Annotated in this window: 11 protein-coding genes; 8 read left to right on the forward strand and 3 right to left on the reverse strand. The window is 39.4% G+C overall.

Going from position 1 to position 12,403, the window contains the following annotated elements:
• Positions 1-46: 46 nt before the first annotated feature.
• Both BKM32_RS09870 and BKM32_RS09875 read right to left on the reverse strand, forming a co-directional pair.
• Positions 47-343, reverse strand: a complete 297-nt coding sequence (locus tag BKM32_RS09870; RefSeq protein WP_076663666.1) for a putative quinol monooxygenase — start codon at positions 341-343, stop codon at positions 47-49.
• A gap of 39 nt (positions 344-382) precedes the next feature.
• Positions 383-1,213: an S-adenosyl-l-methionine hydroxide adenosyltransferase family protein gene (locus BKM32_RS09875; protein WP_053978023.1), complete on the reverse strand. Its 831-nt coding sequence runs from the start codon at positions 1,211-1,213 to the stop codon at positions 383-385.
• 210 nt (positions 1,214-1,423) lie between these two features.
• Here BKM32_RS09875 and BKM32_RS09880 point away from each other — a divergent pair, with 210 nt between their 5' ends.
• The 7 genes from BKM32_RS09880 (at position 1,424) to BKM32_RS09910 (ending at position 9,744) form a co-directional block, all read left to right on the forward strand.
• The gene (locus BKM32_RS09880; protein WP_053978022.1) at positions 1,424-2,377 is read left to right on the forward strand and encodes a PhoH family protein; all 954 of its coding nucleotides are present in this window, start codon (positions 1,424-1,426) and stop codon (positions 2,375-2,377) included.
• Positions 2,378-2,513: 136 nt separating this feature from the next.
• Positions 2,514-3,461, forward strand: coding sequence for a phosphoribosylaminoimidazolesuccinocarboxamide synthase (locus tag BKM32_RS09885; RefSeq protein ID WP_076663667.1), 948 nt, complete (start codon positions 2,514-2,516; stop codon positions 3,459-3,461).
• A 122-nt stretch (positions 3,462-3,583) separates the two neighbouring features.
• Positions 3,584-4,822 (forward strand): hypothetical protein, encoded by a 1,239-nt coding sequence (locus tag BKM32_RS09890; protein ID WP_076663668.1) that lies wholly within the window; start codon positions 3,584-3,586, stop codon positions 4,820-4,822.
• Between the two features lie 107 nt (positions 4,823-4,929).
• Complete coding sequence (locus BKM32_RS09895) at positions 4,930-6,306, forward strand: sodium:alanine symporter family protein (RefSeq protein ID WP_076663669.1); 1,377 nt, start codon at positions 4,930-4,932, stop codon at positions 6,304-6,306.
• Positions 6,299-6,556, forward strand: a complete 258-nt coding sequence (locus tag BKM32_RS09900; protein WP_076663670.1) for a DUF4212 domain-containing protein — start codon at positions 6,299-6,301, stop codon at positions 6,554-6,556. Before BKM32_RS09895 ends, BKM32_RS09900 begins: the two co-directional genes overlap by 8 nt.
• Before the next feature lie 13 nt (positions 6,557-6,569).
• The gene (locus BKM32_RS09905) at positions 6,570-8,270 is read left to right on the forward strand and encodes a sodium:solute symporter family protein (RefSeq protein ID WP_076663985.1); all 1,701 of its coding nucleotides are present in this window, start codon (positions 6,570-6,572) and stop codon (positions 8,268-8,270) included.
• Between the two features lie 109 nt (positions 8,271-8,379).
• The gene (locus tag BKM32_RS09910; RefSeq protein ID WP_076663671.1) at positions 8,380-9,744 is read left to right on the forward strand and encodes a GH1 family beta-glucosidase; all 1,365 of its coding nucleotides are present in this window, start codon (positions 8,380-8,382) and stop codon (positions 9,742-9,744) included.
• Here the strand turns inward: BKM32_RS09910 and BKM32_RS09915 are convergent, their stop codons facing one another.
• Positions 9,745-10,662 carry an AraC family transcriptional regulator gene (locus BKM32_RS09915; protein ID WP_076663672.1) on the reverse strand — a complete coding sequence of 306 codons (918 nt, stop codon included), beginning with the start codon at positions 10,660-10,662 and terminating at the stop codon, positions 9,745-9,747.
• A gap of 220 nt (positions 10,663-10,882) precedes the next feature.
• Between BKM32_RS09915 and BKM32_RS09920 the strand changes: the two genes are divergently transcribed.
• Entirely contained in the window at positions 10,883-12,382 is a 1,500-nt protein-coding gene (locus BKM32_RS09920; protein ID WP_076663673.1) for an aldehyde dehydrogenase family protein, read from the forward strand.
• Positions 12,383-12,403 lie beyond the last annotated feature (21 nt).

Here is a 12,403-nt window from a genome sequence, read left to right on the forward strand (position 1 = left end):
AAAAATAAATGGGATTGCCTTTGAAGATTTTGAGAGAAGGAACGTATTAAGCCAATGATTCCAACTTATCAACGCTCCAGGCTTCTGGTTTGGCATTAAAGAGAGGTTTGGTATTGGCCCAAACACCTTTGAACAGTTCCGAATGTCTGTAGTTTTCCAAATCGTTTTCGGTGTCCCAATAGCTGTATGTGAAAAAAATGTTGGGGTTGTTTTTGTCTCGGTACAATTCCAAAAACTGACAGCCTTCAAAAGCTCGTATTTTAGTTTTATTGGCTTCAAAATTGGAAAGAAATGTGTCAATTTTATCGGGTTGAAAACTCATTTTCACGATCCGTACAAACATATGTGTAATTTAGTTAATTGAATATTAAAGGGTCTTGCGCTAAAAAAAGTTGATGGTCACCGTATCCCGCATCTGCAGTCCCATAAGGGTAGAGGCGCTTCCTACAGTACTGCTGTTACTTTTGTAAATGGCAATTTCTATATAGTTGGAAGAATTGAACACCACGAGACCTTTTCCTTGGTCGTAACGTTTTTCTTCAGGAATGTCGAAGTTGATAACATCACTGTATTTATTATAAATTTCCTTGAACTTGTAGCTGCGTGCCGAAATTTCAAATGCACGTGTTTTTTGGATGGATTCAAAAAATTTACGTTTGATGTTGGTTACCACATTTCCGTAGTTATCAATGTAAATGACGTTACCAATAATCTGGTTTTTTTCATCATTAACAAAAGGAGTTAGGTTTTTAATAGGTTTGATATCACTGATTACTTTACCTATCACTTCAAGGGTTCCGCCTCTGGCAATATGGCAAGCCACTTTTACAAACACATCCAGCACAGGGAAATTGGTTTCAATTTTATCGTGTATGTTGATTTCCACAATTTTCTCTGGCGCAATTTCGGAGCAAATCATACTCATAATGCCGTTGTTCGCACAGATAAAATAATGGCCGTCCAATTTAATGGCAATGTGCTTGTTTTCAGGGTTTAATTCAGAATCAATCCCGATAACGTGGATGGTTCCCTTTGGAAAACTGCTATAGGCACTTTGGATGATATAGGCAGCTTCGGGAACATTGAAAGGGGACACCGAATGCGAGATATCAACAATGCGAACGTCAGGAAGTTGACTGTAAATAGCGCCTTTAACGGCTCCGGCGAAGTGGTCTTTTTCTCCAAAATCGGTCGTTAATGTGATAATTGCCATTTAAAATTGTTGATAGTTTTTTAACCTAAATTTCATTAAAATTATGTAGCTTTCCATTGTGTAAAAAAATCAAATAAAAATAACCGAAGTCAATTTAATTACAATTTATTTCTGCTATTTTTATTCGGAGAATTAAAAAAATGGCGCCCGTTTTATTTACCACAAAACTAATAAAACAAAAACAGAATAATGTACTAAATCACTTAGCTTTTGAATGAACTTATAATTGAATTGGAAGAAATTGCTCCAAAAGAGTTTTTTGGAGCGCACAATGTAAATATCGAACTTCTTAAAAAGTACTTTCCCAAACTGAAGATTGTCGCAAGAGGCAATAAAATTAAAGCTTATGGCGACGAAGATTTACTCGAAGAATTTGACCGCCGCCTTACTATGTTGATGGGCCATTTTGGCAAATACAACAAACTGGATGAAAACGCTATAGAACGTGTATTGACTAGCCAAAGCACTGATGATTACACAACTTCAGAGCAAAGTGGAGAAACCATTGTACACGGTGTGGGTGGAAGACTGATAAAGGCCCAAACCCTAAACCAACGTAAATTGGTGGAAAGTATGCGTAAAAACGACATGGTTTTTGCCATTGGCCCTGCGGGGACAGGAAAAACTTACACGGGAGTTGCGCTAGCCGTCCAAGCTCTTAAAAACAAAGAGGTCAAACGAATTATCCTTACAAGGCCAGCTGTGGAAGCTGGGGAAAATCTTGGGTTTTTACCAGGGGACTTAAAGGAAAAATTAGATCCTTACATGCAACCTTTGTACGATGCGTTAAGGGATATGATTCCTGCTGAAAAATTGACGACGCTTATTGAAAACGGTACGATCCAGATTGCGCCTTTGGCCTTTATGAGAGGACGTACCTTGGATAATGCCTTTGTGATTTTGGATGAGGGTCAAAATACCACTCACGCCCAAATGAAAATGTTTTTGACCCGTATGGGAAAAAACGCCAAGTTTTTATTGACGGGAGATCCAGGACAAATCGATTTGCCTAGGCGTACCATTTCAGGTCTTAAGGAAGCTTTACTCATTTTAAAAAATGTAGAAGGGGTAGGGATGGTATTCTTGGATGACAAAGATGTGATTCGTCATAAATTGGTGAAGAAGGTCATTGAGGCTTATAAAAGCATTGAAAACAGGGAATAGTTTGTGCCTGTAAATTTTGATGTAAGTAACCTTTTTTAATGATACAGGTTGCTTAACTATTTTGTAAATTTGCACCGATTAATCCAATCGGGTTAATTTTTATTGATCAAACTATACAGACAATTTTTAAGACCTTATGAGTAATACTATCATAGATACCAATTTTAATTTTCCTGGACAAAAAAGCGTTTACAAAGGAAAAGTTAGGGAAGTATACAATATCAACGACGAGCAATTGGTCATGATTGCAACAGATCGTTTAAGTGCTTTTGATGTGGTGATGCCAAAAGGGATTCCATACAAAGGGCAAATCTTAAACCAAATTGCGACCAACATGATGAAAGCTACCGAAGATTTGGTGCCTAACTGGTTAACAGCTACTCCAGATCCTAACGTAGCGGTAGGTGCTATGTGTGAGCCCTTCAAAGTAGAAATGGTAATTCGTGGGTATTTGTCTGGTCACGCTGCTAGGGAATATAAAGCAGGAAAGCGTGTGTTATGTGGTGTGGAGATGCCTGAAGGTATGAAGGAAAATGGTAAATTTCCACAGCCAATCATCACTCCTGCAACCAAAGCGGAGCAAGGTGACCACGATGAGGATATTTCCCGTGAAGATATTTTGGCTAGAGGGATTGTTTCTGAAGAAGATTATTTGGTATTGGAAGATTACACGCGTAAATTATTCCAAAGAGGAACTGAAATCGCAGCCTCTAGAGGTTTGATTTTAGTAGATACCAAGTATGAATTCGGTAAAACCAAGGAAGGTAAAATTGTATTGATCGATGAAATCCATACGCCTGATTCTTCTCGTTATTTTTATGCTGAAGGCTATGAAGAGCGTCAAGAAAAAGGAGAAGCACAAAAGCAATTGTCTAAAGAGTTTGTACGTCAATGGTTAATCTCTAATGGATTCCAAGGCTTGGAAGGCCAAACGGTTCCAGAAATGACAGATGAGTACATTACAACGGTAAGTGAACGATATATTGAGCTTTTCGAAAACATCACAGGAGAAACTTTCGTAAAGGCAGATGTAAGCGATATTCAAAGCAGGATAGAAGCTAATGTTTTGGAATATTTAAAATAAAAACAATACTCCATTTTGGATGTTATAAAAGGTAGTTTTTTTAAGGCTACCTTTTTCTTTTAGAGTAAGTTAGTGTGGTTTGTGTGTTAATTTTTTTAACTTTAATCGTAAATTAATTAACCATGAAACCACTCAATATTCTTAGCTTTTTTTTGTGCCTTGTTTTTACCACAGATTGTTTCGCACAAGATCCCTATCTCACCATAACCTCTAAAGATTCTATTAATGGTGCTCCCAAATTTAAAAGTAGTATGGGGGTGCATATGAAACTTAATGGTTATTTGGATTTGTTTGGAGGACTTCAGGGGAATGACACTTTTAATATTGGTTATATCAATGTATTTGGAGATGATGATGAAACAAGTCTTAATGTGGATATGTACCAAACCCAGATTAGGTGGTCAACTTTTATTGTGATGCCAGATGGGCAAAAGATTAAGGCCATAGTAGAATCCGATTTTTGGGGTGGCAATGGGCATGTACGTTTAAGGAAAGCCTATGTGGAAAGTAAGCATTGGCAAATAGGGCAAAACTGGAACAATTTTGGGGATGAAGATCTTTGGCCCAATATTATGGAGTTGGAAGGGCCTCCTTCTGGAATTTGGCTTCGTAACCCTCATGTGAAATATATGAATACTTTCAATGATGAAAAATGGAAGTACGAAATAAGCCTGGAAGCGCCTCAAGATGATTATTTCACCCTTCAGGAAATTCAGCCTTTTTTGGATGATACACATCAGTCTACACCAGACGTCACTTTTGCAATGACCTATCAGAAGGCTTGGGGACATTTGCGTTTGGCATCTATTTTAAGGAACATTAAATATAAACTCAACGATAAAGTTGATAACTTTTTTGGCTATGGTGCAACATTTAGTGGTAAGCATACCGTAGGTCGTAACTGTTTCCAATTTCAACTGGTTGGAGGTGAAGGAATCTCTTCTTATCTCACAACCATCTCAGGGTTTGGATATGATGGATACCCTGCCGTTGGGAATGATTTCAAAGGAACTTTGGCCTTTGGAGGCTGGGTTACTTATGAATATTTTTTCAATGAAAAGCTGCACGGCAATGCAGTTTTTGGGTACACACGTTATAGTACGGATGATTCCGAACGCTATGTTGTTATTGATGAATCGGAAGCTGAATTAGACTATATCGCAGGAGATTTCCGTCATAGACATTATTATGGTATTCTTAACCTGATGTACGATGCTTATGATAGAATGACTTTAGGCTTGGAAGTTGACTATGGGGTGAAGTCCGTGAATTTCGATGGAAATATTGACGGCATCTATTTTGACGATACGTTTAAACGGGATGCCATGCGTATCAGTTTTGGGTTTATGTTTGATTTATAAAAAAATGGGATTATAATTAAAGTATCCTTAAAGAAGTGTAGCTCTAAAAATATAAAGTTCAAAATATTCATTGGCTTTTCTTACATTTATAATCCACAAAAGCCAATATGAACCAACTTAACCAACTCGTCTCCGACTTTTCTTCGCTTGCTTGGGGATTGCCATTATTGATATTGTTAATAGGGGGAGGCTTGTATTTATTGGTGCTATCTAGATTTATGTCCTTTAGGCTTTTTGGTCACGCCGTTCACGTTTTAAGGGGAAAATATGACAATCCTAACGATCCTGGAGAAATTAGTCATTTTCAAGCCTTGACCACAGCATTGTCTTCAACTATTGGTATGGGAAACATTGCGGGAGTGGCGGTTGCCATTTCTATAGGAGGTCCTGGAGCTGTGTTTTGGATGTGGATTAGTGCTGTGGTTGGGATGTCTACCAAGTTTTTTACGTCCACTTTAGCCATAATGTACAGGGGAAAGGACAGTGCAGGTGAATTGCAAGGAGGGCCTATGTACTTTATCATAGAAGGACTAGGAAAGTCATGGAAACCTTTGGCTGTATTCTTTAGTATGGCTGGTTTGGTTGGAGCATTGCCAGTATTTAATGCCAACCAATTGGCGCAAGCCATCAATGATATTTTGTTGATTCCAAATGGGATTTCTGTAGATTGGAAATCCAAAATTGTCTTGGGAATTGTTTTGGCATCCATCACGGCTTTGGTGGTATTAGGAGGATTGAAACGTATCAGTCAAACGGCCTCCAAATTGGTGCCGGGCATGGTGGTATTGTATTTTGGTTTGGTCATGATCATTCTTGCGGTGAATTTTAAGGAAGTACCCAAATATTTACTGATGATTTTTACAGATGCTTTCGCTGCCAATAATTTTAAGGGTGATGCTTTTCTGGGAGGCATGGTCGGTGGATTGATCCTTTTGGGAATTCGGCGGGGCGCTTTTTCCAACGAAGCTGGAATAGGGACAGCCCCCATGGCACATGGTGCCGCCAAAACATCGGAACCTGTGCGAGAAGGTCTAGTGGCTATGTTAGGTCCTGCCATTGATACCTTGGTGGTTTGTACTTTAACAGCTCTAGCCATTTTGGTCACAGGAGTGTGGCAATCTTCAGATGTAGATGGGGTATCCTTAACTGCCATGGCGTTTTCAGAGGCAATTCCGCATATAGGAACTTATCTTCTTTTATTATGTATTGCCGTATTCAGCTTCTCATCCTTGTTTACCTATTCTTATTACGGAGGAAAGTGCATGTCCTTTTTGTTTGGAGCCGATAAAAAACACTATTACAATTATTTCTATATAGGAAGTATCATCCTTGGTGCTGCCACTAAGTTAAATCTAGTAATCAATTTAATAGATGGGGTATTTGCCTTGATGGCATTCCCCACGATGATTGCCACGTTGATCATGGCACTTAGAGTCGTGAAAGAATTGCAAAAATATCTTCAAAAACTAAAATCAAATGAATAATAAAGAAAGATCTAAAGCCTATTGGAAAGAAAACATTAGGTATGTACTCATTTTGTTGGCCATATGGTTCGCGGTGTCCTATGGTGCCGGAATTTTATTAAAAGAGGAATTGGATGCCATAAGAATTGGTGGATTTAAAGTAGGGTTTTGGTTTGCCCAACAAGGCTCCATGTATGTATTTGTGGTTTTGATATTCGTGTATGTGAGGTTGATGAACAAATTGGATAAAAAGTATGGCTATGATGAATAATATCTTTTTGACAGTGGATGTGCAAATGTGGACCTATATCTTGGTGGGAGTAACTTTTTCATTGTATATAGGCATTGCTATTTGGTCCAGGGCAGGATCTACCAACGAATTTTATGTTGCGGGTGGAGGTGTCTCTCCTTTGGCCAATGGAATGGCCACCGCTGCCGATTGGATGAGTGCGGCGTCCTTTATTTCCATGGCAGGAATCATCTCTTTCAGTGGGTATGACGGTTCCGTTTATCTTATGGGCTGGACTGGAGGTTATGTGTTATTAGCCTTGTTGTTGGCGCCTTATCTCAGAAAGTTTGGGAAGTTTACTGTGCCAGATTTTATTGGCGATCGCTATTATTCTAAAACCGCACGAATCGTGGCCGTGTTTTGTGCTTTGTTGGTGTCCTTTACCTATGTGGCAGGACAAATGCGTGGTGTGGGCGTGGTATTTTCGAGATTTTTGGAGGTGGATATTGATACCGGTGTGATCATCGGGATGCTTATTGTCTTGTTTTATGCTGTTTTGGGAGGCATGAAAGGCATCACCTATACACAGGTGGCTCAATATTGCGTCTTGATTTTCGCCTTTATGGTTCCTGCCATTTTTATTTCTATTCAAATGACGGGAAACCCGATTCCGCAATTGGGATTTGGAAGTCAGTTGGCGGATGGTTCCGAAACCTATTTATTGGATAAATTGGATGGCCTCAGTGCCGAACTGGGCTTTTCAGAATATACCAACGGCTCAAAGTCTTTGACGGATGTTTTCGCTATTACTTTGGCCTTAATGGTTGGAACGGCTGGATTGCCGCATGTGATTGTTCGGTTTTTTACGGTGAAACGAGTAAAGGATGCCCGTAAATCGGCAGGATTGGCATTGTTGCTAATTGCTATTTTGTACACCACGGCTCCAGCTGTGGCGGTATTTGCTAGAACCAATATGATTGAAACGGTGTCGAATAAAGCCTATGCTTCTGTTCCGGATTGGTTCAAAAAATGGGAAACTACAGGTTTAATTTCCTTTACGGATAAAAATAATGATGGAATCATCAATTATGTGGCAGATGAAACTCAAAATGAACTCAAGGTTGATAATGATATTATGGTTTTGGCAAATCCAGAAATCGCCAAATTGCCCAATTGGGTGATTGCCCTTGTAGCGGCCGGAGGATTGGCTGCGGCCTTGTCTACAGCTGCAGGTTTACTGTTGGTGATTTCGGCATCAGTATCTCATGACTTGATCAAAAAAATCATCAAACCAAACATTTCTGAAAATGGAGAGCTCATCGCGGCAAGATTATCGGCTGTTGGTGCGGTTTGTGTGGCTGGGTATTTCGGTATCAATCCTCCAGATTTCGTTGCGGCTGTTGTGGCTTTGGCTTTTGGGTTGGCCGCCGCTTCCTTTTTTCCTGCTATTATTTTGGGGATTTTCAATAAAAGAATGAACAAAGAAGGGGCTATTGCAGGAATGATTGTGGGGATTTCTTTAATGCTATTCTACATGATCAAATACAAATTGGGTTGGTTGGATGAAGAGCTTCCGGATAAAAGTGAATGGTGGTTTGGTATTTCTCCTGAAGGCTTTGGGAGTATTGCGATGCTCTGCAATTTTGTAGTGTCTATTGTCATCATGAAGTTTACAAAAGCACCGCCAGAGGATGTTCAGGAAATTGTGGAATTGATTAGAATTCCGAGTGGTGCCAAAGAAGCGCAGGGACATTAGAGAAAGTTTCTGACTATTGCTGTTATATTTTATTCAATTTTGACAAAATATTACTACCATGTCTGCGCATTAATAAATAACTTGCCGACTCAATAAAAACTACTGAAAAATGAAATTTCCGAAGGATTTTGTATGGGGTTCGGCAACCTCTTCCTATCAAATTGAAGGTGCATGGAATACAGATGGTCGAGGGCCATCTATTTGGGACGCTTTTTGCCAAATACCGGGCAAAGTGTTTGAAGGAGATACGGGCGATGTTGCTTGTGATCATTATCATAAAATGAAGGAAGATGTGGCCCTAATGAAGCAAATGGGGCTTACGGCCTACCGATTTTCTATTTCGTGGTCGCGTATTTTTCCTCAGGGACAAGGCGAAATCAACGAAAAGGGAATTCAATTTTATTCAGAGTTAATTGACGAGCTTTTGGCAAATGACATAGAGCCTTGGGTGACTTTGTACCATTGGGATTTGCCTTTGGCACTTCAGTTGGAAATGGACGGTTGGCTTAACAAGGACATCGCCGATGTATTTGTGGACTATGCCCAATTGTGTTTTGAGCGTTTTGGAGACCGTGTAAAACATTGGATTACGTTCAATGAGGCTTGGGTTGTTGCTATTTTGGGTTACGGTCAAGGCGTGTTTGCACCGGGACGTATTTCGAATACAGAGCCTTATTTGGCTGGACACCATATTTTGATTGCCCATGCCAAGGCGGTACAACTTTACAGAACTAAATTTCAAAAGGAACAACAAGGGAAAATAGGTATTACCAATAATTGTGATTGGAGAGAGCCTTTAACCGATGCGGTTGAAGACCAAAAAGCCGCTCAACGTGCTTTGGAATTCTTCTTGGCTTGGTTTGCAGATCCCATTTATTTTGGAAAATATCCAAAATGTATGGAGGACAGATTGGGAGATCGTTTGCCTAAGTTTACAGAGAAGGAGCGCCAAATGCTTTTAGGATCCACGGACTTTTTTGGATTGAACCATTATACAACCATGTTGGCTTCGGAAGCTAAACAAATTAATGCAGGTTCGGTTTATGGTAACGGAGGTTTGAGTGAGGATCAAGATGTGAATTTAGCATTGGATCCCAATTGGGAATTAACCGAAATGCAATGGGCTGTGGTGCCTTGGGGCTGTAGGAAATTGTTGCATTGGATTTCCGATCGTTATGACCATCCAAATATTGTCATTACCGAAAATGGCTGTGCTTATGACGACCAACTTGTAAATGGAGAAGTCAACGATGAAAAGCGTGTGGAATTCTTTAAAGGTTATTTGGAAGAATGTGCCAAAGCCATTGAAGAGGGGGTAAACCTAACAGGCTACTTCGCTTGGTCTTTTATGGATAACTTTGAATGGGCGTCAGGTTACAGCAAGCGTTTTGGAATGCACTATGTAGATTTTGATACTTTGGAGCGCACACCTAAAGCTTCGGCAAAATGGTTTGCAGACTTTTTAAAGCAATAATTACTTGGTGATAGAGGCTTTAAATTGTTGCGGTGTCATCAATTCCAGTTTTTTGAATTGTCGGTTGAAATAACTGGTATTGTTAAACCCTGATTTAAATGCAATTTCAGACATTCTAAAATCCTTGACTTCCTTCATTAACTTTTTCGAGAACTTGATTTTTTCGGAGTTTATGTAATCTATAGGGGAAATACCTAAGGTATTTTTGAATTTCTTATGGAAATGTGAGGTACTCATACAGGCTTTTTCAGCCAATAAATCTACGGTTATATCCTTGTTGGTAAGATTGTCCTTAATATACTTAAGGACCATTCCAATACGGGTATCATTAAACATATGGTCAGGGTCATTTAGTAAAAAGGCCTTGGCTTTTGTTTGTAATAACCTTACAATTAACTCTTGGATCATCAAATCCAAAAGCACATCTTTGGATTTGTTACTATTGGTAAAAGTATACACCAAGCGCTCCACCAAATGGTTTACATCGGTATTGTTGATTAGGTGAGAGGCCGTTTCATTCAGTTTCCATGAATTGTTTTCATTCTCAATGGTCACCTTTTGATTAAACTTTTCTACCACTTCATCTATTTTGCCTTCATCAATTCCCAAAGCCAAACACTGTGTTGGGCTTTCAGCGGTTGCCAAAGGAAAGTCAATAACCATTTCCTTGTTGGTGGGCATCACTACCGATTCACCCGGATAAAAATCAAAGGCAGGCATGCCATCCAAATGCATCACTTTTTTACCTGTAAGCATACTGGCAATAATTGGGAAATCGAATGTTAAGGAAACCTGTTCTGCATAGGCGTGGGTTTCGTAAATATTCAATTCGGCATAGTCCGCATTGTAGGTTGTTCTGTTCTCTACAAGTGTGGTTAGTTTCCTGTGTTTTTTATGTTGATTCAACAAGGAATTCATAGCGTGATTTTCAAATTATTCAAAAAAAGGTTGAAATGATAGGTTTGTTCAAAAATATGATAATTATGTTCAATAAATTGCTAATATGGTAAAATATATTTATAAAAGTTACACAATAGTCAAATATTTATGCTTCATATTGTAAACATGACAATTTCAGTTTGTTTTGTAACGTTTTGATTTGGAGTTGTTTAAAAGTTAAACCTAAAAAGTTAAAAAAATGAGTTATTCTAAACCAAAATTTAAGGACACCTACCACAATTTTATCAACGGCAAGTTTGTGCCACCTGTTGGGGGCGATTATTTTGAAAACACGTCACCAATTGATAATAGCTTAATCGCTAAGTATCCTAGATCACAAAAAGAGGATATAGAATTGGCCTTGGATGCGGCCAATGCAGCCAAAGAAGCGTGGGGCAATACTTCGGCCACTGAGCGCTCTTTATTATTGAACAAAGTAGCCGATATTATTGAAGCCAATTTGGAAGAGTTTGCTTTGGTGGAAACCTGCGATAACGGAAAGCCAATCCGTGAAACCTTAAATGCCGATGTGCCATTGTCGGTAGATCATTGGCGCTATTTTGCGGCTTGTATTCGTTCAGAAGAAGGGACGGCTTCCGAATTGGACGCCAATACACTTTCCATGAATATTAAAGAACCACTTGGTGTGGTGGGGCAAATCATTCCTTGGAATTTTCCTCTATTAATGTTATCATGGAAATTACCACCAGCTTTGGCTACAGGGAACTGCGTGGTGTTGAAACCAGCCGAACAAACCCCTTCTTCAGCTACTTTATTGATGGAAAAAATAGCGGATGTGTTTCCTCCTGGTGTTGTTAATGTAGTGCATGGTTTTGGACCAGAGGCAGGAAAACCTTTGGCATCGAGTTCAAGAGTGGATAAAGTAGCGTTCACTGGTGAAACCACCACAGGACAATTAATCATGCAATATGCGTCTAAAAACTTAAATCCTGTGACTATGGAATTGGGAGGTAAATCCCCCAATATCTTCTTCAATAGTGTGATGGACGCAGATGATGCCTATTTAGACAAGGCCATTGAAGGTGCTGTGTTGTTCGCCTTTAACCAAGGGGAGGTTTGTACGTGTCCTTCTAGATTGTTGGTTCAAGAGGATATCTACGATAAGTTTATGGAGCGCGTTATTGCAAGAACCAACGCCATCGTTCAAGGGAATCCTTATGATACTAGTACAATGGTTGGAGCTCAGGCTTCGAATGATCAATATGAAAAGATTCAATCTTATTTAAAAATAGGGAAAGAAGAAGGTGCCAAAGTACTCACGGGAGGAGAGGCCAATAAGTTGGATGGTGATTTTGCTAACGGATTTTACATTAAGCCAACCATTTTGGAAGGGCACAACAAGATGCGCGTATTTCAGGAGGAAATCTTTGGCCCTGTAGTTTGTGTGACGAAATTCAAGGACGAAGCTGAAGCCATTGAAATTGCCAATGATACGCTTTATGGTTTGGGAGCAGGTGTATGGACACGTGATGCCCACCAATTGTATCAAATTCCTAGAGCAATAAAAGCGGGTAGGGTTTGGGTAAACTGTTACCATGCCTATCCTGCGCATGCACCGTTTGGAGGCTATAAAAAATCAGGATTTGGTAGAGAAAACCATGTTATGATGCTTAACTATTACCGCCAAACCAAGAATATGCTCATTTCTTATGATAAGAATAAACTAGGCTTTTTTTAGAAGTAATTGATAGCAATTGAA

This window comes from Mangrovimonas sp. DI 80 (genome assembly GCF_001975575.1).
GTDB lineage: Bacteria > Bacteroidota > Bacteroidia > Flavobacteriales > Flavobacteriaceae > Mangrovimonas_A > Mangrovimonas_A xylaniphaga.